Origin of the sequence: Vibrio sp. VB16, from assembly GCF_015594925.2 — a bacterium.
Lineage (GTDB): Bacteria > Pseudomonadota > Gammaproteobacteria > Enterobacterales > Vibrionaceae > Vibrio.
In genome coordinates this window covers 713,305-736,650 of record NZ_CP087590.1, presented here as the reverse complement: position 1 = coordinate 736,650, position 23,346 = coordinate 713,305, and the positions used below count along the sequence as shown (strand labels likewise).

At 43.6% G+C, this 23,346-nt stretch carries 20 protein-coding genes; 7 read left to right on the top strand and 13 right to left on the bottom strand.

Annotation, left to right across the window (positions count from 1 at the left end; translation table 11 throughout):
• Positions 1-713 precede the first annotated feature (713 nt).
• Positions 714-2,183 (top strand): aminoacyl-histidine dipeptidase, encoded by a 1,470-nt coding sequence (locus tag IUZ65_RS03575; RefSeq protein WP_195702430.1) that lies wholly within the window; start codon positions 714-716, stop codon positions 2,181-2,183.
• 106 nt (positions 2,184-2,289) lie between these two features.
• Here IUZ65_RS03575 and IUZ65_RS03570 read toward each other — a convergent pair whose 3' ends face one another.
• Together IUZ65_RS03570 and purL are read right to left on the bottom strand one after the other, a co-directional pair.
• Positions 2,290-2,523: a DUF3622 domain-containing protein gene (locus IUZ65_RS03570; RefSeq protein WP_195702429.1), complete on the bottom strand. Its 234-nt coding sequence runs from the start codon at positions 2,521-2,523 to the stop codon at positions 2,290-2,292.
• Between the two features lie 431 nt (positions 2,524-2,954).
• A complete protein-coding gene (gene purL / locus IUZ65_RS03565) occupies positions 2,955-6,848 on the bottom strand; it encodes a phosphoribosylformylglycinamidine synthase (RefSeq protein ID WP_195702428.1) in 3,894 nt (1,297 codons plus the stop codon).
• Between the two features lie 295 nt (positions 6,849-7,143).
• Here purL and mltF point away from each other — a divergent pair, with 295 nt between their 5' ends.
• Positions 7,144-8,736 (top strand): membrane-bound lytic murein transglycosylase MltF, encoded by a 1,593-nt coding sequence (mltF, locus tag IUZ65_RS03560; RefSeq protein ID WP_195702427.1) that lies wholly within the window; start codon positions 7,144-7,146, stop codon positions 8,734-8,736.
• Positions 8,737-8,880: 144 nt separating this feature from the next.
• The gene (locus tag IUZ65_RS03555) at positions 8,881-9,021 is read left to right on the top strand and encodes a hypothetical protein (RefSeq protein WP_195702426.1); all 141 of its coding nucleotides are present in this window, start codon (positions 8,881-8,883) and stop codon (positions 9,019-9,021) included.
• A 21-nt stretch (positions 9,022-9,042) separates the two neighbouring features.
• Here IUZ65_RS03555 and tadA read toward each other — a convergent pair whose 3' ends face one another.
• The 8 genes from tadA to grpE form a co-directional block, all read right to left on the bottom strand.
• The gene (gene tadA / locus IUZ65_RS03550; protein WP_195704982.1) at positions 9,043-9,507 is read right to left on the bottom strand and encodes a tRNA adenosine(34) deaminase TadA; all 465 of its coding nucleotides are present in this window, start codon (positions 9,505-9,507) and stop codon (positions 9,043-9,045) included.
• Between the two features lie 182 nt (positions 9,508-9,689).
• Entirely contained in the window at positions 9,690-10,115 is a 426-nt protein-coding gene (locus IUZ65_RS03545) for a type IV pilus modification PilV family protein (protein ID WP_195702425.1), read from the bottom strand.
• Positions 10,102-10,518, bottom strand: coding sequence for a hypothetical protein (locus tag IUZ65_RS03540; protein WP_195702424.1), 417 nt, complete (start codon positions 10,516-10,518; stop codon positions 10,102-10,104). Before IUZ65_RS03540 ends, IUZ65_RS03545 begins: the two co-directional genes overlap by 14 nt.
• The gene (locus IUZ65_RS03535; protein ID WP_195702423.1) at positions 10,515-11,066 is read right to left on the bottom strand and encodes a prepilin-type N-terminal cleavage/methylation domain-containing protein; all 552 of its coding nucleotides are present in this window, start codon (positions 11,064-11,066) and stop codon (positions 10,515-10,517) included. Before IUZ65_RS03535 ends, IUZ65_RS03540 begins: the two co-directional genes overlap by 4 nt.
• Complete coding sequence (locus IUZ65_RS03530) at positions 11,047-11,541, bottom strand: pilus assembly FimT family protein (protein WP_195702422.1); 495 nt, start codon at positions 11,539-11,541, stop codon at positions 11,047-11,049. Before IUZ65_RS03530 ends, IUZ65_RS03535 begins: the two co-directional genes overlap by 20 nt.
• A 308-nt stretch (positions 11,542-11,849) precedes the next feature.
• Positions 11,850-12,986 carry a molecular chaperone DnaJ gene (gene dnaJ / locus IUZ65_RS03525; protein WP_195702421.1) on the bottom strand — a complete coding sequence of 379 codons (1,137 nt, stop codon included), beginning with the start codon at positions 12,984-12,986 and terminating at the stop codon, positions 11,850-11,852.
• A 184-nt stretch (positions 12,987-13,170) separates the two neighbouring features.
• Positions 13,171-15,090: a molecular chaperone DnaK gene (gene dnaK / locus IUZ65_RS03520; protein ID WP_195702420.1), complete on the bottom strand. Its 1,920-nt coding sequence runs from the start codon at positions 15,088-15,090 to the stop codon at positions 13,171-13,173.
• Positions 15,091-15,362: 272 nt separating this feature from the next.
• On the bottom strand, positions 15,363-15,974 hold the full coding sequence (grpE, locus tag IUZ65_RS03515; RefSeq protein ID WP_195702419.1) for a nucleotide exchange factor GrpE: 612 nt from the start codon (positions 15,972-15,974) through the stop codon (positions 15,363-15,365).
• Between the two features lie 180 nt (positions 15,975-16,154).
• Between grpE and nadK the strand changes: the two genes are divergently transcribed.
• The 3 genes from nadK (at position 16,155) to bamE (ending at position 19,378) form a co-directional block, all read left to right on the top strand.
• On the top strand, positions 16,155-17,039 hold the full coding sequence (gene nadK / locus IUZ65_RS03510) for an NAD(+) kinase (protein WP_195702418.1): 885 nt from the start codon (positions 16,155-16,157) through the stop codon (positions 17,037-17,039).
• Positions 17,040-17,184: 145 nt separating this feature from the next.
• Entirely contained in the window at positions 17,185-18,846 is a 1,662-nt protein-coding gene (gene recN / locus IUZ65_RS03505) for a DNA repair protein RecN (RefSeq protein ID WP_195702417.1), read from the top strand.
• A 172-nt stretch (positions 18,847-19,018) separates the two neighbouring features.
• Positions 19,019-19,378 carry an outer membrane protein assembly factor BamE gene (bamE, locus tag IUZ65_RS03500; protein WP_195702416.1) on the top strand — a complete coding sequence of 120 codons (360 nt, stop codon included), beginning with the start codon at positions 19,019-19,021 and terminating at the stop codon, positions 19,376-19,378.
• 356 nt (positions 19,379-19,734) lie between these two features.
• Here the strand turns inward: bamE and IUZ65_RS03495 are convergent, their stop codons facing one another.
• Both IUZ65_RS03495 and IUZ65_RS03490 read right to left on the bottom strand, forming a co-directional pair.
• On the bottom strand, positions 19,735-20,082 hold the full coding sequence (locus IUZ65_RS03495) for an RnfH family protein (RefSeq protein ID WP_195704981.1): 348 nt from the start codon (positions 20,080-20,082) through the stop codon (positions 19,735-19,737).
• A 17-nt stretch (positions 20,083-20,099) separates the two neighbouring features.
• The gene (locus IUZ65_RS03490) at positions 20,100-20,528 is read right to left on the bottom strand and encodes an SRPBCC family protein (protein ID WP_195702415.1); all 429 of its coding nucleotides are present in this window, start codon (positions 20,526-20,528) and stop codon (positions 20,100-20,102) included.
• 117 nt (positions 20,529-20,645) lie between these two features.
• Here IUZ65_RS03490 and smpB point away from each other — a divergent pair, with 117 nt between their 5' ends.
• Positions 20,646-21,131 carry an SsrA-binding protein SmpB gene (gene smpB, locus IUZ65_RS03485; protein ID WP_195702414.1) on the top strand — a complete coding sequence of 162 codons (486 nt, stop codon included), beginning with the start codon at positions 20,646-20,648 and terminating at the stop codon, positions 21,129-21,131.
• Between the two features lie 56 nt (positions 21,132-21,187).
• On the opposite strand, the gene pbpC is transcribed toward smpB, so the two are convergent.
• Positions 21,188-23,344: a penicillin-binding protein 1C gene (gene pbpC / locus IUZ65_RS03480; protein ID WP_229637972.1), complete on the bottom strand. Its 2,157-nt coding sequence runs from the start codon at positions 23,342-23,344 to the stop codon at positions 21,188-21,190.
• Positions 23,345-23,346 lie beyond the last annotated feature (2 nt).

Here is a 23,346-nt window from a genome sequence, read left to right as displayed (position 1 = left end):
AATAGAGAGTAATAATAGTAATCAATACCAATTGATAAAAACACTAATCAATGTAATGGATTACATTGATTAGACAAAAAAAACGCTACTTCAATAAAAGTAGCGCTTGAATCAGAACAACCTAACGGTTGCCAAAAATTCTAATATTGGGGGCGAACATTTAAGTTCAAATCACAATAGCGCGATTACAATTAGTAACCGAAGCTAATAGGATACTGAAAATTCTGGGTATAAACAGAATGTGAAACCCAAAACGTTGAAGAAACTAAACCTTTCATATCTATCACCTTAATTCAATTAAACAATCTATGTTCTCGGTTCCGTGGAGGCGATATTCGGGCTCATCCTTTGAGCAATATGTCTTCATTTTGGAAGACGGGAGTACTATATCATGATGAAATAAAATTACAACAATAAAGGTGATTTGAATCACATTTATTTGGTTTTCATCTCATTTTACGTTATTAAATTACACAAATAGCACGGCGTATTGAAAACCTCTTTTATCTACGTCATATCTCAGAGTGATTCCACTTCTGTAACCAAAGTCTGGGTGATATGATGCGTGCTTTCTTTACTTCGCCAAAGATTGAATCATTCTATAAGATGATTGTTGAATCCGAGTCACCGATGGATTCAGCTATTAACCATGTCTTTGTAGCGCTATTAAGTTGAATTCAAATTAAAGCTTTGGACAAAAATAGGAGTTACCTGTGTCTAAACATCACTCGGAAATCAGTTCTCTGTCACCGAAACTCATTTGGCAGTTTTTTGATAAAATTTGCTCTATACCTCACCCTTCTAAGCACGAAGAAGAACTTGCCCAATACATTATTAATTGGGCACAGGAGCAAAAGCTCGAAGTAAAAAGAGACCCTACTGGTAACGTATTTATAAAAAAACCAGCAACGGGAGGTATGGAAAACCGGAAAGGTGTTGTGCTTCAGGCTCATATCGATATGGTGCCGCAAAAAAATGACGACACAAAACATAACTTCGAGACCGACGCTATTAAACCCTACATTGACGGTGAATGGGTAACAGCAAAAGGAACCACGCTTGGTGCAGACAACGGCATGGGCATGGCCTCTTGTTTGGCTGTACTGGCTTCAGATGACATAAAACATGGTCCTTTAGAAGTGCTTCTTACTATCGATGAAGAAGCAGGGATGACTGGCGCGTTTGGCTTACAAAATGGTTGGCTAGAAGGCGATATTTTACTCAACACGGATTCCGAACAAGAGGGTGAAGTGTACATGGGTTGCGCCGGTGGTGTAGATGGATCGCTGACCTTTGATATTAAAAGAGAAGAGATACCAACAGGCTACGTTACTCGAGAGCTGTCAATAAAAGGGCTTAAAGGTGGCCACTCAGGCTGTGATATTGATACGGGTCGTGGTAACGCCAACAAGCTACTCGCGAGATTCCTTGCGAGCCATGCCCAAGAACTCGAGCTTCAATTGGTCGAATTCAGAGGCGGTAGCCTTCGCAATGCCATTCCTCGTGAAGCCTTTATTACCGTGGCACTGCCTATGGTTAATGAAGGGCAGTTAAATGAACTATTTACTCAGTTCATCGGCATGCTTAGAGCGGAATTAGGCAAAGTGGAAACGGGAATTCTCTCTTACTACGAAGTCGCCGAGACCAACTCTCTGATGATCAGCGTAGAATCTCAAACACGATTTATTCAGGCACTTAATGCCTGTCCAAACGGTGTTATCCGAATGAGTGATGACATTGAAGGCGTAGTCGAGACCTCTTTAAACGTTGGTGTGATTAACACCAAGAAGAATAAGATCACCGTGCTTTGTCTGGTTCGCTCATTAATCGATTCAGGTCGTAGCCAAGTTGAAGGTATGCTGACATCGATCGCGAAACTTGCTGATGCTAAGATCGAATTTAACGGTAGTTATCCCGGTTGGAAACCCGATGCTAGCTCAGAAATCATGAGCGTGTTTAGAGATACTTACGAAGGTATTTACGGTAGAAAACCAAACATCATGGTTATCCACGCAGGTTTAGAATGTGGCCTATTTAAGGAACCATATCCAAATATGGATATGTTATCTTTTGGCCCAACCATTAAATTTCCTCACTCTCCAGACGAGAAAGTGAAGATTGATACCGTTGCGCTCTATTGGGAGCAAATGGTGGCAATTTTGGAAAATATACCGAAGAAGTAATCATGTAATTGGTTAGTAATTACTATTTACATAAACAAAGGGCAGGCTTTCGTCGATACGAAAGCCTGCCCTTTTTGTCTTTATTTACCTTACCAAAAGATAAATTTTATTCTTTTTCTGCTTTACGCCCTGCAGATTTACGTTTGTTTCTCTCAGCTTGCATTGCGATAAATGCTGGTAACTCTCTTTCGCCCCATGCTATCGCTTCTGCTTCAGTCTCAAAACCCATTTCTCGCTTAGATACCGCCGTGCGTTGAGCGGTGACTTGACGAACGATTTCGGCAGCCCAACCATTTCGTTTTTCAATAACTTTATAGCTAAACTTTTTACTGGCACTCATTTTCTTTCCTACTCACTGTACATAAAAGAGCCACTACTCTTTTCAATCCGCGCATTAAACCATATCAGAAGAACAATTGCTGTAATTTTGGCTTGGTAATCTCCAATAAAAAGCGAAGATAATTTCAATTTTACAACTTAACTGAGATAAAGAGTCTCTATCCCCCACTTTCGTGTAATGCTGTTCGGTTAACGCTAAATACTTCGTCATTCCCGTGCAAACGAGAATTTTGGTGATATTAGATCCCCATTTTCATGGGGATGACGCTGGTTTTCGTGAGGATGATGAAATTCGATTACGTTAATCAAACAATATTATATTTTCACAGAAATATGAGTGTCCTAGGAATGGTTATAGATTTGGTTTAGAAAATGAAAACGCCCTTAGTTTTTTGTAAACTAAGGGCGTTTCAATATCCAGTTAACTCTTATTTAGCCAACGTTCACACGAGCATTACGGAACATTCTCATCCATGGGCTATCTTCGCCCCATGAATCAGGGGCCCAGGAGTTAGCAACCGTGCGGAATACTCGCTCAGGGTGCGGCATCATAATGGTAACTCGACCATCCGTCGTCGTTAAACCAGTAATCGCATTAGGTGAACCGTTCGGGTTATTTGGATATTGCTGAGTTGCATTACCCAAGTTATCAACATAACGAACCGCTACCGTACCTGAGTTTTCGATCGCATTTAGGTGTGCAATATCACGCACTTCTACTTGACCTTCGCCATGAGAAACTGCGATAGGCATACGAGATCCTTCCATACCACTAAAGAAAACTGAATCCGATTTCTGAACCTCAACCAAACTAAAGCGAGCTTCAAAACGCTCAGATTCATTGCGAACAAATCGCGGCCACAGCTCTGCACCTGGAATCAGTTCATGTAAATTAGAGAGCATCTGGCAGCCGTTACAAACCCCTAAAGAGAACGTATCTTCACGCTTAAAGAAGCCTTCAAACTGATCTCTCGCTTGGCTGTTAAACAAGATAGATTTCGCCCAACCTTCACCAGCACCGAGTACATCACCATAAGAGAAGCCACCACAAGCGGCTAAACCATGATACTCGTCGAGTACCACTTGGCCGGTTAAGATATCACTCATGTGTATATCTGTTGCTTCAAAGCCCGCGCGATCAAACGCCGCGGCCATTTCCACATGAGAGTTAACCCCTTGCTCGCGTAAGATGGCCATCTTAGGTTTCGCGCCTTTTAGGATATAAGGTGCGGCAATATCTTGATGCACATCGAAGCTAAGGTCGACATTAAGCCCTATATCGCTGTCATCAGATTTGGCGGCAAATTCTTGGTCGGCACATTTAGGGTTGTCACGTAACCCTTGCATTTTGTGCGTCGTTTCAGCCCAGATAGTACGAAGCTCTGTACGAGAACGCTCAAGCACAACGGTATCGTCATGGTTAATAATAATGCTGTCTGACAGCTCGACTTCGCCAATGACATGGCTAAGCTCAGCTAAACCAAAGGAGGCTAAGGTAACGAGAACCGATTCAACAGATTCACTCTGAACCTGAATGACAGCACCAAGCTCTTCATTAAATAGCGTCGATAACGTATCGCTGCCCAACGACGCAATATCAGCACTCAGACCACAATGCCCAGCAAAGGCCATTTCAGTTAGCGTCACAATAAGACCACCATCGCCTTTATCATGATAAGCCATCACCTTGCCTTCACGAACAAGTGTCTGAATGGCGTCGTAGAAGCCCTTCAACTGTTCTGCGCTGTCAACGTCAGCAGGTTTATCACCCAACGCCTTGTATACCTGAGCAAATGCGGTCGCACCCATACGGTTTTTTCCGTTACCCAAATCGATATAGATTAGGCTGGTTTCACCTTTGTCAGTGCGCAGCTGTGGCGTCACAGTTTTACGTATATCTTCAACTCGAGCGAATGCGGTAATAACCAAACTTAATGGTGATGTTACTTCTTTTTGTTCGCCGTTCTCTTCCCATTTTGTCTTCATTGACATCGAATCTTTGCCAACAGGAATGGTTAGTCCAAGCGCAGGGCATAGCTCTTCGCCCACGGCTTTCACCGCTTCGTATAGACCAGCATCTTCACCGGGATGGCCCGATGGCGACATCCAGTTTGCAGACAATTTAATATGCTTAATGTCACCGATATCCGTTGCGGCGATATTGGTCAGTGATTCACCTACGGCTAAGCGTGCAGAAGCGCCAAAGTCTAGTAAGGCCACTGGGGTACGCTCACCCATCGACATTGCTTCACCGTGGTAGGTATCATAACTGGCTGCAGTTACCGCACAGTTTGCAACAGGAACCTGCCAAGGGCCCACCATTTGGTCACGAGCAACAAGCCCCGTCACTGATCGGTCACCGATGGTAATGAGGAAGGTTTTTTCTGCCACAGTTGGCAATCTCAATACACGGTCTAATGCTTCGTTTACTTCGATACCCGCCGTATCCATTGCAGGGTTATTTACTTTCAGTGTTGTCGCATCGCGATGCATCTTTGGCGCTTTGCCAAGAAGAATATCCAATGGCATGTCGATGGGCGTGTTGTCGAAGTGTGAATCTTCTAACGTTAGATGGCGTTCTTCTGTCGCTTCACCAACCACAGCATAGGGTGCGCGCTCACGCTGACAAATGGCGTCGAAACACGCCATGTTTTCTGGCGCAACAGCCATAACATAGCGCTCTTGAGATTCATTACACCAAATCTCTAATGGGCTCATACCCGGCTCATCATTCGGAACGCTACGCAGTTGGAATTTACCACCACGCTCACCGTCGTCTATTAACTCCGGCAATGCGTTAGAAATACCACCCGCACCAACATCATGAATAAAGGCGATTGGGTTCTCTTCACCCATCTGCCAACAGCGATCAATCACTTCCTGACAGCGGCGCTCCATCTCTGGGTTTTCACGCTGAACAGAAGCGAAATCCAAGTCTTCAGCGGACTGGCCAGAAGCCATAGAAGACGCAGCACCGCCCCCCAGACCAATATTCATCGCCGGACCACCGAGAACAATTAAGCTTGCACCAACGGGGATCTCTTTTTTCTGTACATGTTCATCACGAATGTTGCCTAAGCCACCAGCGATCATGATTGGTTTGTGGTACCCACGAACCTCTTCACCATTGTGAGAGTTCACTTTTTCTTCATAGGTACGGAAATAACCAAGCAGGTTTGGTCGGCCAAATTCGTTATTAAAAGCCGCGCCACCGAGAGGACCTTCAAGCATAATATCTAAGGCGTTAACGATACGACCTGGCTTGCCAAAGTCTGTTTCCCAAGGTTGTTCAAAGCCAGGGATACGCAGGTTAGAGACAGCAAAACCCACCAAGCCCGCTTTAGGCTTTCCACCAATGCCCGTCGCTCCTTCATCTCGAATCTCACCACCAGAACCAGTCGCGGCACCCGGCCAAGGAGAAATCGCTGTTGGGTGGTTATGTGTCTCCACCTTTATCAGAATATGCGCGAGTTCTTGATGATAATCATATTGACGGCTATCAGGGTTAGGGAAGAAACGACCGACATGAGAGCCGGTCATAACTGCGGCATTATCTTTATAAGCAGAAAGAACATATTCGCTGTTGGTTTCATACGTATTCTTAATCATTTTGAACAATGATTTTTCTTGTTCTACACCATCAATAGTCCAATCTGCATTGAAAATCTTGTGACGACAGTGCTCAGAGTTTGCCTGAGCAAACATCATCAATTCAATATCATTTGGATTGCGACCTAGCTTTGTAAAGCTCTCGACTAGATAATCAATCTCGTCGTCGGCCAACGCTAGGCCTAGCGCGATATTTGCTTCTTCTAATGCTTGTTGACCACCAGACAAGATATCGACATCGGCAACCGGAGCAGGAACCGCAACCTTAAATAACTGCGCGGCGCTGTCCGTATCGGTAAACACCACTTCCATCATTCGATCGTGAATCAGTGCATGAATTTGAACAAGTTGTGAAGGCGAAAGCGTTGTCGATGACTCAACATAATAAGCGGTACCACGCTCCAATCGCTTAACCTTACTTAGACCACAATTGCGCGCAATATCGGTTGCCTTTGAAGACCAAGGTGAAATCGTACCCGGACGTGGTGTCACCAACAGTAGGTTTCCTGCTGGTTCGTGTTCTTGAATAGTTGGACCGTAAGTAAGTAATTTTTCTACTTTTTCAACCTCTTCGCTATTTAAGTCAGCGGTTAAGTCGGCAAAGTGCATAAACTCGGCGTAAATATCTGTAATTGGCAGATCTTGTTCACGGCAAAGTTCTAGTAACTTGTTAACTCGAAACTCAGATAGAGCTGGGGAGCCACGCAAAATTCTCATGTGCTTAGGTCTCTTATGCAATTGATTTAGGTGATATTGGAATAAATTCAATATGTTACAACAAAAAATCGAACTTATACCAATTTCACCTACCTGTTGCGGCCGTATTATAGAGGAAAAAGTTTTGTGACGTAACACCAAAAGCAACCGTTTGCGCCATTTTCTGATAATCTAGCCAATAAAGCTAGAAATAGCTTATAACCTGCAAATAGTCACTGTTTTCTTTAATGATTCTTTGCCGAACATTGCAGCTCTGCTATAAAGAGCATAGTCAATCTATAAAGAACCCCTTTTAATGCGTAATTTTTTTAACCGTTACTGGCACAAAACATCTCTTATACTTATTTTGGGGCTTTTCTTAGCTGGCTGTCAGATCGAATCTGATCCAAAAAGTGAATTGGATAAAGTTCGTGAAAGAGGCGTATTAAGAGTTGGAACACTGAATAATCAACTCGCCTATTATATTGGTCCCGATGGCCCTACTGGCTTAGATTATGAGCTTGCAAAACGCTTTGCCGACGAACTCGGTGTAAGACTGGAAATGAAACCCGCTTATCGTTTGTCCGGGTTATTCCCTGCATTAAAAAACAGTGAAATCGATATTATTGCGGCAGGTATTAGCCAAACTCCAGACCGCATACAGTCATTTCGTGCTGCACCTGCGTACTATTATGTTAGCCAACAGCTTGTTTACAAGGCCGGAAGTTGGAAACCAAGAAGTATTAAAAACTTGGTCGAAAGACAACAAAAGAACCCTCAAGAAATCTTAACGATCGTTTCAGACTCTCACTTCGTGCCAACATTAGAAAATCTTAAGATTGAATACCCTACGTTGCAATACTCCACCAGTAAGGACTCGGATGTAAAAGACCTACTTCGACAGGTTTCTACCGGGGAGCTTGCTTATACGATTGCCGATTCAGTGGAGATCTCTTTAACCCAACGTTTATACCCAGATATTGCACTCGCACTCGAACTGACCGAAGACCAACCTATTTCTTGGTATATGAGGAAAGCGGATGATGAAAGCCTTTATGCCTTGTTGATAGAATTTTTTGGAGAGATGAAGCAATCGGGTGATCTCGCCACACTCGAAGAAAAGTACTTTGGCCACGTAGAATCCTTTGATTACGTCGATACCCGCGCCTTCGTTCGGGCATTGGATAGCAAGTTGCCGAAATGGGAACCCCTCTTTAAAGAACACGCAGGTAAGTTTGATTGGCGCTTAATAGCCGCCCTCTCTTATCAGGAGTCACACTGGAACCCTAGAGCAACATCACCGACAGGGGTTCGTGGCATGATGATGCTCACGCTGCCTACAGCGAAGCTCGTGGGCGTCAAGAATCGCTTAGACCCAGAGCAAGCGATCATAGGTGGGGTTAAATATTTGCAGCGTATTGTTGAACGGGTACCTGATTCCATACCAGAGCACGAGAAAATTTGGTTCGCCCTCGCCTCTTATAACGTTGGTTACGGACATATGATGGATGCTCGTCGCCTAACACGTTCACAAAAAGGCAACCCCGACTCTTGGGCGGATGTAAAAGAGCGATTACCACTGCTTAAAAAACGAAAATACTATAGTAAAACTCGATACGGCTATGCCCGAGGGGATGAAGCCAGAAACTATGTCGAGAATATTCGACGCTATTATCAATCTATTATTGGTCATGTTGAAGAACAGCTGGCCTTAAGCGCCGATATAGATATTGAGGGCATTCAGGTTATTGACGTTCCGTTGCCTCCAGAAGAGAACGGGGAACTTGTGGGCCCACCAGAGAAGGGGCAATCAATCCTTCTGCCCGCGACAACAGAGAAAGAGTCAACATCAGAACAGAAAGCATCAACACAGGAAGAACCAAAGCAAGAAAAGTCGGTACAGCAATAATCGAAAAGCAGATAATTATTTATCTGCTTTTTTTTCATCTGCGCTATTCATCATTTGGTAATAAACTATCTTTATAAAGAACGCTTACATAAAATGATAAAACGACATAACCTAGATTAGGGTTACATAAAAAGGAGAGTGACAATGCACTCTATTAGAAAGCAGTCAAAAAGCCTCGCGACGAAAACGTCATCGGCGAATCGTCGAAAAAGAATGTTAGCCAACAATAAAAAGAAGGTGATCTGGCGTCACAGAGCTTATGTTCATTGCGAAACATTTGACTAGTTTCTCTACTCCATAAGAAACTCAAACGGTTTGATTTGTTTTTGACTCTTTCTTCTCTTTGCGTCTTCGTTTAAAGAAAGATTGCAGCTGAATTCGGCACTCATCTTCCAACAATCCAGCCTCTACATCGGCATAATGGTAAGCCGCTTGGGTATCAAACAGATTTAGCACGGTTCCGGCAGCCCCAGACTTTAGATCTGGCGCGCCATAAACAATGCGCTTTACTCGACTATGCAACAACGCCCCTGCGCACATAGGGCATGGTTCCAAAGTGACATATAAAGTGGTATCGACTAAACGGTAGTTCTCTAGTACCTTCCCAGCCTGCCTTAACACCTGTATTTCAGCGTGAGCGGTAGCATCGTGTTCACAAATAGAACGATTAAAACCTCGAGCAATAATCTCCCCGTCCTTAACTAAAACAGCACCGACGGGTACTTCTCCTGCCAATTCGGCTTCATGAGCAAGCGATATAGCTTGGCGCATAAAATACGCATCTTGTTCAGAAAATGTTTTCGTGTCGGTCGTCAATGGGGAAGCCCTGTCGCAGTCAATATTGATAACGTATTGTAGCGTAGCTAAGCGTCAAAAAGGAACCTGTTAACGTGATTCATCATCCTTATATCAATTTCATTAATTACGTTATTAAAACCAGTTCATTTGACCCGTTATTTAGTGGCATCGGTATTATATCGCGCACTCTTTAAGATTAAACGACGAATTTCACCCGAGACACCGCGCCAATTGACCTCTACTTCAAGCAGTTTGAGGCCTGGAATGCTCCCCAGGTCCGTAATTGTTGACGTCACCGTAAATCGATGGCTCTCCCTCGTTTTTTGTACTTCGACCATTATTGGAGACTTGGTCATTTTCGCGAATTGAACACGGCTTTCTAAGTCACCACCCTTTAAACGCAATTGCTCTAACGTAGATTCAGCTAGGTACAATGCCTCTTGCTGTCGTTGGGCTAGCCGAGCACTTCTCAGTGTATCGATTTGAAGTTGGGCTAAGCCTAAAATAGAGAAAGAAATAAGGGACATAACGATAAGTACTTCCATCAGCCCAAACCCACGAACCTGCTTAATTAAAATCACGCCAGCTCCCTGCCACCCACTCAACCCGATACTTAGGTTTTTCACTAATCAGTAATTGACGATAAAGTGACAGACTTCCTACCGTCGACGTTATCGAGTACTGTTTTTCACTTTTTCTCATGTCCAAAACCCATGTCACCTCAACAGTAAGTGGTAGGCTGCATTCGCTTACCTGTTTATCCATCGCCATTGATTTCGTTACCAACTGACTCGCGAACAGGGCAAAAGCGCATTCTAGCCCCGCCTCGGCCAGCCAAAACCTTTTACGATACTCAATCTCACTCTGTCCCCTTTTATACTGCGTAAACACACCAGAATAGCCAGCCATAGACAAAGCGAGCGCCGCTAATAGAAAAAAGTGACACAGTATCAATATCACTATTCCTTTCTGTTTCGTTCTCATCGCATTGCCACGCTTATCGTCAGGTTAAATTGCGCCTCTATATCAACCAAGGAAGCCGTCAGCGATAGTTCAAATAGGGCGGGCTCAACACCGCTCATCTGCGTCTCTTTAACCGTAAAGCTAACCAGACGTATCTGAGTCTGATCAAACACCGAATAGAAGGGATGACACTGTCTATTGATGGATGGGTCCGTTACCTTGTAGGAACAATATTTAAGTTTTTGCTCTTTGCTATCGGCTTTAAACACGGAATAGATAACCTCGTCACCCTCTCGATAGGTGTAACTCAGTTCTGACTCTGAACTTATTATCTTACTCGCTCTTCTAAGATCATCCTGAATAAAGCGCAATGAATCAGAAACCGCACTGTGCAGAAGAAGCAATCGAATCTCCTTCTGAGCGGCAGAACTACTCGCAATCGTGATGGAGGTTAAAGTGGTCATCGCTAACGCCGTTAGCGCACTCGTCACAAGCATCTCAACTAAGGTGAACCCACCTACATTGGCGCGTTTTAGTGCCCTTATCCCACTAACATTCTGAATAGCCATAAAATTGCTCCCCAATAGCGCATATCCTCACTCGCCCGGTAACATGGTGTGTGATCAGTTTCAATGAGGTGCCACTCGTCGCTTTATCGCCTATCAACAGATAACCGTTTTCTAATACCCGTCCTGTTCTTCCATCCAGTTTTATTGATGTCCAAGAAGGAGAAAGCGGGGTGCCCTTTCCCACAGTCGACGCAATTTCATTATCGTCACCGGTCACTCGATTTTGCTGCACCAAAGACAAGCGCCAACCATTCACACTCCCTCCTTCACTCACCGAATACCGTATCCAGAGATCTTGCCGTCTTGTCAGTGCTTCTACTCGTGCTTGACTGAAAAACCTTTTCAGCTCCACAGCCAACTGCCTGAGTTGATAGTTTTGATAAAACAGTTGAACGTTAGGCAAGGCGACAAACAACAAAACACTCGATACAGAAAGAACAACAAGAAGTTCGATTAAGGTAAACCCTCGGTTCATCAATAACCCCTAATACTAAGCGAGAAAAGTCGTCGTTCACAAACTGACTTCACTTAGTATGACAATGTGTATGGAGTGATGCTAACAACTAAATTTGAGACGTTAAAACAAAGAAAGCACAATCTGGAGGGAGGTCAGAACTATAGCTGGAACCACTGTATTGTTATCTTAAGGGGTAGAGATTTCACCCGCAAATTCTTACCGAAATTTAGGCACAAAAAAACCACTGCTATGAGTGGCTTTTATCGCGAGTCTTAACGTGATGGTACCTATTGAACCCGGTACCAATGTTAATCTCATTTATTAACCTAGTGGGTTAAGTCATCAAAAAACTTCTTAACACCGTTGAAGAAACCTTCTGATTTAGGCTTGTGCTTATTGGCTGCATCACCAGCACACGTCTCTTCGAACTCTTTTAACAGCTCTTTTTGACGCGAACTGAGTTTCACTGGCGTTTCAATAACCAGCTTAACAATAAGGTCACCAATACCGCCGCCACGAACGCCTTTCACACCTTTTCCACGCATGCGGAATAAGCGATCCGTTTGTGTCTCTTCTGGCACCTTAAGGTTTACACGGCCATCGAGTGTAGGTACTTCAACTTCACCACCGAGTGCGGCTTGAGCAAAACTCACTGGTACTTCGCAATAAAGGTTGTTGCCTTCACGTTCAAAGATGTTGTGCTCGCGTACATGAACCTGAACGTACAAATCACCTGTTGGCGCACCTTGTTCTCCAGCTTCACCTTCGCCTGATAGACGAATGCGATCACCTGTGTCCACACCAGCCGGGATCTTAACGTTAAGTGTTTTAGTTTTCTGCTTACGGCCTTGACCATGACATGAATTACATGGGTCTTTGATTGTTTTGCCTTTACCGTTACAGGTTGGGCACGTTTGTTGAACAGCAAAGAAACCTTGGCGCATCTGCACTTGGCCGTGACCATGACAGGTTGCACATGTATGCGCGCTAGAACCTTTCTTCGCGCCAGAACCATCACAAACTTCACACTCTACAAGAGTAGGAACTTCAATCTCTTTTTCACAACCTCGAACCGCATCTTCTAAAGAGAGTTCCATATTATAGCGAAGATCAGCACCACGTTGAGCGCGCGCTTGACCACCACCACGACGGCCTCCGCCGAAAATGTCACCAAACACATCACCAAAGATATCGCCGAAATCACCACCTTGGCCGCCACCGCCACCCATACCACCTTGTTCAAAAGCAGCATGGCCATATTGATCATAGGCTGCTTTTTTCTGGGGATCGGTTAAGATTTCATACGCTTCTTTTACTTCTTTAAACTTTTCGCCAGCCTGGTCATCATCCTGATTTCTATCGGGATGGAATTTCATCGCAAGACGCTTATACGCCTTTTTAATATCTCGCTCTGAGGCTTCACGGCTTACGCCTAAGACTTCGTAAAGATCACGTTTTGACATGTTTTCAAATACCGTTTACTTGCTTCAAATCTAACTAGAAAATGGTCATATACCATTATCTAGTTAGATTCATTATTTACAAATTTACGGGCGAAAGAGAAAACTCCAACGCCCGCAACATATATTGAGACTACAAATAATCCATTGATTTCTTCCTCCTTACAAGGGGAAGAAATCACTTCAATTATTTTTTGTCGTCTTCTTTAACTTCTTCAAACTCGGCGTCAACAACGTCGTCATCTTGCGCTTGTTGTTGGCCTGCTTCTTCGCCTTCACCAGCTTGCGCTTGTGCTTGCTGTTGAGCGATTTCCATCAGTTTTTGAGCCGCGGTCATTAGGGCTTGAACTTTCGTGTCGATAGCTTCTTTATCGTCGCCATTCTTCACGTCTTCTAGCTCTTTAATTGCCGCTTCAATCTTCTCTTTCTCTTCAGCTGGAAGTGCTTCGCCTGCTTCTTCGATTTGCTTACGAGTACCGTGGATCATTTGATCAGCTTGGTTACGAGTCGTTACAAGCTCTTCAAACTTCTTATCGGCTTCTTTGTTCGCTTCTGCTTCTTGTACCATTTTTTCGATATCTTCGTCGCTTAGGCCACCAGAAGCTTGGATAGTAATCTTCTGCTCTTTACCTGTTGACTTATCTTTCGCAGATACGTGAAGGATACCATCAGCATCAAGGTCAAAGGTAACCTCTACTTGAGGCATACCACGTGGCGCAGGCTGAATACCTTCTAGGTTAAATTGACCTAGAGATTTGTTGTATGTCGCTTGCTTACGCTCACCTTGAAGAACGTGAATGGTTACCGCGTTTTGGTTATCTTCAGCCGTTGAGAATACTTGATTCGCTTTTGTTGGGATAGTCGTGTTCTTTTCAACAAGCTTAGTCATTACACCGCCCATTGTCTCAATACCAAGAGACAGAGGAGTAACGTCTAGAAGTAGAACGTCTTTAACTTCACCAGCAAGTACACCACCTTGAACTGCTGCACCCATGGCAACGGCTTCATCAGGGTTTACATCGCGACGCGCTTCTTTTCCGAAGAACTCAGCAACCTTAGCTTGAACCATAGGCATACGAGTCTGGCCACCAACGATGATTACGTCGTTGATGTCACCAACAGAAAGGTCTGCATCTGCTAGAGCAACTTTTAGAGGCTCCAGAGTACGTTGAACTAGGTCTTCTACTAATGATTCTAGTTTCGCACGAGTCACTTTAATGTTCATGTGCTTAGGACCAGTCGCATCCGCAGTAACGTAAGGTAGGTTTACGTCAGTTTGTTGCGTTGAAGACAGTTCGATCTTCGCTTTTTCAGCCGCTTCTTTAACACGCTGCATTGCAAGTGGATCGTTTTTAAGGTCGATACCTTGGTCTGCTTTAAATTCGTCTACTAAGTAGTTGATCATGCGGTTATCAAAGTCTTCGCCACCTAGGTGAGTATCACCATTCGTTGCCAGTACTTCGAACGTTTTCTCGCCTTCAACTTCATCAATTTCGATGATAGAGATATCAAATGTACCACCACCAAGGTCATAAACAGCAATAGTGCGGTCGCCGCCTTTTTTGTCTAGGCCATAGGCTAGAGCAGCTGCAGTTGGTTCGTTGATGATACGTTTAACTTCTAGACCAGCAATACGGCCTGCGTCTTTTGTCGCTTGACGCTGAGCATCATTAAAGTAAGCAGGAACAGTAATAACCGCGCCAGTAACTTCTTCGCCGAGGAAATCTTCAGCTGTCTTTTTCATTTTCTTCAGAATTTCTGCAGAAATTTGCGGTGCAGCCATTTTTTGGCCTTGCGCTTCAACCCAAGCATCACCGTTATCAGCCTTAACAATCTTAAATGGCATGATTTTGATATCACGCTGAACTTCTTCATCTTCAAAACGACGACCGATCAAACGTTTGATCGCAAATACTGTATTTTGCGGGTTAGTAACCGCTTGACGCTTAGCAGGTTGACCTACTAACGTTTCGCCATCTGTATAAGCGATAACGGAAGCCGTTGTACGCTCACCTTCAGCATTTTCTATTACGCGTGGTGCGTCGCCATCTAATACAGCAACACATGAATTAGTAGTACCTAAATCAATACCAATGATCTTACCCATCAGACTCTCTCCGAAAATTCAGTTATTCAATTTCTATATCCCATTAAATGGGGACGGAGAATAAGGATTCAACCCCCTATCTCCAAATGTTTGTTTTGTGTCTGCACCTTAGATAAGGGCATTGAATCGCTTTTCAAGGGATAGAATAAAAAAAACATCACCATTTTCTATTATTCAAAAAAACGGGTTGCTCAAAAGCACCCCGTTCATCCATTGATTACTATCCAGCTTATCTAAGCTGTATTCAGGACAAGTTGCATCCCGAAGGTAGGTTATTTAGAAACCATGACCATTGCAGGACGAATAACTCGTCCGTTTAACTCGTAACCTTTTTGCATCACAAACATAACGCTGTTTGGTTCATGGTCGGCGCTCTCTTGAATCGACATCGCTTGATGGAATTCAGGGTTAAACGCCTCACCTTCTGGGTTAATCTCTTTAAGACCAAACTTAGCCACAGTGTCAGTAAATGTCTTATGCGTAAGCTCAACACCTTCAACTAAAGGTTTCACCGCTTCATTCTCAACATCGGCGGCTTGAATAGCACGTTCTAGGTTATCGATAACCGGTAATAGTTCTTCAGCAAACTTATTCAAAGCGTATTTACGTGCTTTATCCATTTCCTGTTCAGAACGGCGACGCATGTTCTCTACTTCTGCTTTTGCGCGTAGAACGGATTCTTGCTGTTCTTTCACTCGCATTTCACTTTGAAGTAGTGCGGCTTCTAACTGTGCAATCTTTGATTCTTCTTCATCAATTGCATCGGTTTCATTCCAATCAATATCGCCATCGGTACCCACTGCATCCACATCGGAGTCGAGTTCTTGCTCTACTGCTTCTTGGTTTAGTTCTTCTTGCTCAATTTTGCTTTCTTTGTTACTCATGCTTTCTCCAAACTTCGGAATTTAGTTTCTAACGCAAGTCTTGTTATCAATTTAAGAGACGCGGACATCTAAACTTAAATAAAACACTCGCGTATTTGATTTAGTTGCCTTTATTATGGGGATTGATATTAATGATTCAAGCGCTAAACGCGTCCTTTCATCTTTAATTGGATTATCTTCATGAAAAAGCCTTTTAAAACCATTGGCATAATTGGAAAACCAAGAGATCACAAAGCGGTACAAACTCATAAAGATTTGTTCCATTGGCTTGCCTCTGAGGGTTATAACGCCGTTATTGATGATCGTCTTCGTGATATTCTTGATGATATCGAAGACCATTTTTTTACAAGCTTAGTCGATATTGGGTCAAAAGCGGACCTCGCCATTGCCGTAGGTGGTGACGGAAATATGCTTGGTGCCGCAAGACTTCTCTCCCGTTTTGATATCTCTGTCATCGGTGTCAACCGTGGTAATCTCGGTTTTCTGACCGATCTTGATCCTGAAGAATTTAAAGAACCGTTGCAAAAGGTACTTAACGGACAGTTCGTTGAAGAAGAGCGTTTTCTTCTTGAAGCAGAAGTCTATCGAGATGGTCAACTGAAAAGCCATAATACTGCGTTAAATGAAGTGGTTCTTCACCCGGGTAAGATTGCTCGCATGATAGAATTTGAAGTCTATATCGATGATACCTTTGCCTTTTCTCAGCGTTCTGACGGCCTGATTGTTTCTACACCAACTGGTTCAACAGCCTATTCCCTTTCTGGTGGTGGCCCTATTCTCTCGCCTAGTCTCAACGCCATCTCTATTGTGCCTATGTTTCCACATACTCTGTCTAGCCGCCCCTTGGTTGTCGACGGCAATAGCAAGGTGAAATTGATGGTATCTCCAGACAACAGAGGCATTCAAGAAATAAGCTGTGATGGACAAGTCTCCTTGCCTGTGTCACCGGGTGACGAAGTGATCATATTTCAAAGCCCTGATAAGTTGCGGCTGATACACCCCGAAGACTACAGCTATTACCACGTCCTACGGAATAAACTGGGGTGGTCTAGTAAACTGTTCTAAGGTCTAACGAACAGTTAACACACAATTCAGATCTCAAAAACACAGAATCGCTCACAAAAAAGTCACCTTGATAACTTTACTGTATAAAGAAACAGTATATACTGTTTCTTTATACAGTGTTGTTCATTCATACAGGGTTACTAAAATGCTGGCTCATTTAAGTGTTAATAATTTTGCGATCGTTAAGTCTCTTCAGCTAGAGCTTTCTACTGGAATGACAACCATTACTGGTGAAACAGGCGCAGGTAAATCCATCGCGATTGATGCTCTCGGCTTATGCCTTGGTGACCGAGCAGAAACCGGGATGGTACGTCAAGGTGAAGAAAAAACCGAGGTGTGCGCATCCTTTCAACTCGACAATAACCTTCACGCAACGCGCTGGTTAGAAGACAATGAATTGCTTGACGGAAGTGAGTGCATACTTCGTCGTATTATCACTAAAGACGGTCGATCAAGGGCCTTTATTAACGGCAGCCCTGTCCCCCTTTCTCAGTTAAAATCTCTTGGACAAAACCTGATCAACATCCATGGCCAGCATGCGCATCATCAATTGATGAAGAGCGATTATCAACTGTCTATGTTGGATCAATATGCCGGGCATTCAGAATTAATCAATAAGTCTCGTAGCCATTATCAGGCGTGGCGTCTGGTTAAAAATCAATTAGATGAACTAACACAGAACAGCCAAGAAAACCAAGCGCAGAAACTGCTTTTGGAATACCAAATCAAAGAGTTGAATGAGCTCTCTCTTGGCGAAAATGAGTTTGTAGAACTCGAACAAGAACACAAACGTCTATCCAACAGCGGCGAGCTCGCCTCTAATTGCCAATCGGCGATCCATACGTTATACGAGGGTGAAGAGGTAAATGCGTTACAACTTCTCCAATCAACAAACCAAGTTCTCATCAATCTGGCGGATCTAGATAGCTCATTGAGCGCGCTGCCTTCCATGCTGAACGAGGCCATTATTCAGGTTGAGGAAGCCAGCAGCGAACTACGCCACTACCTAGAAACCGTCGACATCAACCCCGAAAGAATGGTCTATGTTGAAGAGCGCTTTTCAAAAGTGATGTCTATTTCTCGTAAGCACCACGTGTTGGCCGATGACTTATATGCCCACCATCAAGACCTGCTTAAACAGATAGACGATCTTGACTGCTCGGATGAAAAACTAGAAGCCGTAGCAAAAGAAGTAGAGGCTATGCACCAAAGGTTCATTACTAGTGCAGAAAAGCTGAGCAAGTCTAGAAGCCGTTATGCAAAAGAACTCAACAAGCTCATTAGCCATAGCATGCATGAACTCAGTATGGAAAAAGCCAAATTCAATATCAACATAGAGCAAGATCATAGCCGCACCACGCCACTTGGCATCGACTACGTGACATTCTTGGTTTCTACCAACCCAGGTCAACCATTGCAACCTATTGCTAAAGTGGCCTCTGGTGGTGAGTTATCCCGCATTTCATTGGCGATTCAGGTTATCACGGCTCAAAAAGTGGATACACCAAGCCTGATATTTGATGAAGTGGATGTCGGTATAAGCGGACCAACAGCAGCGGTAGTAGGCAAGATGCTGCGTACATTAGGTGAGTCGACCCAAGTCCTTTGTGTTACGCATCTACCGCAGGTCGCCGGTTGTGGTCATCAACAGCTGTTTGTAGCCAAACAGACCAAAGCAGGCAAAACGGAGACGCAGATGAATTCACTCAACGAAGAACAACGCGTCTCTGAATTAGCGCGCTTGCTTGGTGGCAGCCAGATTACAGAATCCACCATTGCAAATGCAAAAGAACTATTAGCGGCTTAATATGCAATGTGATCATTTGTCTGTTTCGTTGCGACCACTTTTTTTGCAACCAATCGCAAATTTCGCGGTCTTATATTCAACTTGAGGTAATACCTCTTTTACTTCTCGGCCAACCTTGTTTATCATCTGGCGAGTTTTAGCGAATATATTTATTAATAAAGAATTTCCCACTATGCGATTTAAGAAATGGTTAGTTGCCGTTCCTCTAGCCTTAACAATGCTTACAGGCTGTTCTCTGGCAGAAAAATTGGTTTACCGGATAGATATCAATCAAGGTAACTACATTGAGCAACAAGCAGTCGATCAATTAAAGTTTGGCATGACGAAAGAACAAGTTCGTTATGTGATGGGCTCACCTATGCTGGTAGAAAATGGATACCCAAATACGTGGTATTACATTTATCACCATCAAAAAGGCCATAGTGATCCTATTCAGAAAAACCTTTTTGTTAACTTTAGTGACACTGGAACTTTGCTTGGCGTTGAAGGAGACTTCCCTACTGGTGAAAAGTTTTTCGAAGGCTTGAACTAGACAATCGGCTACTCATATAAAAAATAATCCCCGCGCAAGTGTAATACCGTTTGGTCATTACTCTAACCTCTCGTCATTCCCGTGCAAACGTAATGTTGTTCGGTTAGTGCTAAATACTTCGTCATTCCCGTGAAAACGGGAATCTGGGTGATTTTAGATCCCCATTTTCATGGGGATGACGTTGATTTTCGTGGAGATGACGTTGGTCTCGTGGAAATGACGTTGGTCTCGTGGAGATGACGCCAGCTTTCGTTAGGGCAACAACTATAAATAACCTTAACCGAACAGCACTACGCGCAAGTGGTTTTTATTTATATCTTCACATCTATCGTAAAATAGCGGTTAGAAGGATTTGCTTACACTGCTTTTTTTCGAGACTCATTTGGCTTACCACCGGTCACAGTATCCGCATTACCTTTCGCTTTTGCCTGTTCAGCCCTTTTACGCCGAATCTCTTTAGGGTCGGCCAATAATGGTCGGTAGATCTCTATTCGGTCCTTATCTCGAACGGTGGCATCCAGTTTTACATTGCGACTATATACGCCCACTTTATTCTTCTTAAGATCGATCTCGGGATACAGCTCCAATATTCCAGAATGATTTATTATCTCTTCTACCGTTAGCTCTTTACTCACTAGTTGAGTAAACACACGCTGTTCGTCTGGTAGGGCATACACCACTTCTACATGAATCACTCGGGATATCTCCTTTTTTAGGTCGACTAATAAACCTGTTTGGCTCTTTGAGTAAAAGAGTTGACCATATTATTCGTTAAATCATTAAATATTTTACCAAATGCGATTTCAATAAGACGACTAGAAAACTCAAAATCCAGCTTAAGCTCTACTTTACAAGCGCACTCATCTAGCATGGTAAAATACCAACCACCTTTTAAAGATTTAAATGGCCCATCGACCAGTTCCATCATAATGACGGTATCCTTGGTTAAACGGTTAATAGTAGTAAAGGTTTTACTAATACCGGCTTTCGATACATCGACCGATGCTTTCATTGCGTCGTCACTCTTCTCAAGTATTTTTGAGCCTGAGCAACCGGGCAAAAACTCTGGGTACCTGTCTACGTCATTGACGAGATCGTACATCTGCTTTGCACTAAAAGAGACTAGTGCTGAGCGTCTAACTTGTGGCATAAATTTTCTCGTAACATCTATTGCTCATCTAACGACAAGGATTATTATTATTTATCAACGCGGAAAGTAAAAATAAGGTTTCCCCAATAGAGGGTCAATCCGTATAATAGCGCCATTATGGCAAAGAAAAATTCAAAATCCAAAACTACGAGCAATACAATTGCTCAAAATAAGAAAGTTCGCCACGAATACTTTATCGATGATGAAGTAGAAGCTGGCTTGGAGCTTCAAGGCTGGGAAGTAAAATCACTCCGTCAAGGTAAAGTTAATATCGCAGAAAGCTATGTCTTTATGCGAGACGGCGAAGCCTTTATCAGCGGAATGACCATTACCCCTTTAAATCAGGCATCAACGCATGTTGTTGCTAACCCGACTCGTGTCCGCAAACTTTTGCTTTCTAGGAAAGAGCTGGACAACCTGTTTGGACGAATCAACAGAGAAGGCATGACACTTGCCGCGTTAACACTCTATTGGTCGCGTTCTTGGGTCAAAATCAAAGTTGGTGTGGCGAAGGGTAAAAAACTTCACGATAAACGCACTGATATGAGAGAAAAAGATTGGGCACGCGATAAAGCTCGGATTATGAAGAGCAAGCTGCGTTAACCATTCTCGTTTTGACGTGAAATAGAGTACCACTCTCCAAGAGCGGCACTCTATTTTTATTCATGCACGTGAATGATTTTTTGATCGCAAATCATGTTCACACATGCACTTATTTTAACCTCGTTCTTATACTCAGCAAGAACGAGTTTATTCTTAAAATACGGTTGATGGTTAACAAACCACCGAACCTCTTTCCTTTCACTGTTTACGGTTAACGGCAAAGACTCCAATTGCGATTGATAATAATGTTGACCCGTTCGCAGGCTGGTAATGGCAATTTTAGCTTGTTGAACGCTATCTACGAGTATTGAGTGCTGCTTTTGCCATGTATTCAGCGCTTCTGGCCACCGATCACCTATAACAAAACTTCCATTAGTCTGCATACTAGGTGGTGTTAAACGATCTATGGTTAAACTTTGCGTCTTTCTTAGACAAGACCCATTCAAATTACTGGCAAAAGACCGTCCACCTGGCCAGCAAGTTAGCACCTTACTCACTAAAGCGGGTTGTTTAATCTTGCTTCTATCCCTTGGTAATAAATCAAACACATCAAACATTATTGGTGCCGCTTGAGTGGCTCCGAGATAGCCAACTAACGGGCTAGCATCAGGTCGCCCAACCCATACCGCCACGGTGTAATCAGAGCTAACCCCTACAGACCAAAAGTCGCGATAACCGTAACTGGTTCCTGTTTTCCATGCTATTTTTCTTCTCGCGCTTGGCACCACTCTATCCGGAGCGCTGAGGTCACTTAACGTATCAAAGATAATCCAACTGCTTGCATCACTGAGTAATGGTTTTGAAATACTCAATGGCTGACCCTTCATCAATCTCAAATCATTCACTTGCCCATGATTGGCTAACGAACGGTACAAGCTCGCTAAGACCATTAAGTTGGTCCCTGTGCCGCCAAGGCCAACACTCAGGTTCGCTTTCTTATGCCTAAGGTGAATACCAGCTTGAGCCAGTCTTTCATCAAACACTTCTGGAGTAACACGGTTGAACACTTGAATCGCCGGAACATTAAGAGAAAGTTTTAGTGCATTACTTACACTCACAGCACCAATAAATTCGCCACTTAAATTGTTCGGTTTATAGCCAGAAAACGACGATGGGATATCACTAAGTAAGCTCTCACTGTGAATAATGCCAAGGTCTAACGCGAGGCCGTAGATAAAAGGTTTGAGTGTTGAGCCCGGTGAACGAATGGCTTGTACCATATCTACGTGTGCGAATCGTTGCTGGTCGGTAAAGTCCACCGAACCTTGATAGGCAATAATCTCTGCGTTCTTATTGTTTACAATCACAACCGCCGATGATGTTTTTCTTGGTAGGCTATGCTTTAAACGTGACATTAACTTGGTCACTTTTTGTTGAAGTTCATAGTCTATGGTTGTCGTGATCACGGTACTTTTTGGGTTTTCTCTTTGCAACTTCCTGCTTAGCAAAGGCGCAAGTAAAGGCAACACATCTTCCTTTACCTCTACCGATTCTTTCGCTAATAGTTGAAATTCCTTTTCCGATATAAGGCCATTTTTAGTCAGGCGCGCAAGCACTTTATTTCTCATTGCTTTAGCGCGCTCAGCGTATTTGTCTGGTCGGTTTAGGGAAGGACGTTGTGGTAATACGACCAAAAGAGCCGCTTCGTTTTTGGTGAGCTTTCTTGCCGATTTATTGAAATAGCGTAGCGATGCTGCCTCTACACCTTGAATATTTCCTCCAAACGGCGCTAGGTTAAGATAGTAATTAAGTATCTCTTCTTTGCTATAGCGCCACTCTATTTGAAAGGCTCGCCATACCTGCTTTATTTTCCCCAAAATAGAACGCGAATGAGGGTCGATGAGTCGCGCGACCTGCATGGTAATGGTTGAACCGCCAGAGACAACATATCCATTGTCAATCCATTGCCATGTCGCTCTAATAAGTGACAATGGATTAACACCTGGATGATAGTAAAACCAGCGGTCTTCGTAATTTAGCAAAGCATCAAGGTAAAACCGATCCACATGATCGGAGGATACTTGATAACTGTGTATACCTTCTCGGTTAGCAAATGACCGCAGTACCTCACCATGTCGAGAAGTCACCACCGTTGAATGGCCGTTGGGATATAACTCTGGCAACGGATACCGTTGGTTCAACATTCTCACCATGACGGTAAATAACACTAGGCCAATAACCAAGCCGTAATATAGGTGCCGTAAACGTGGCATAT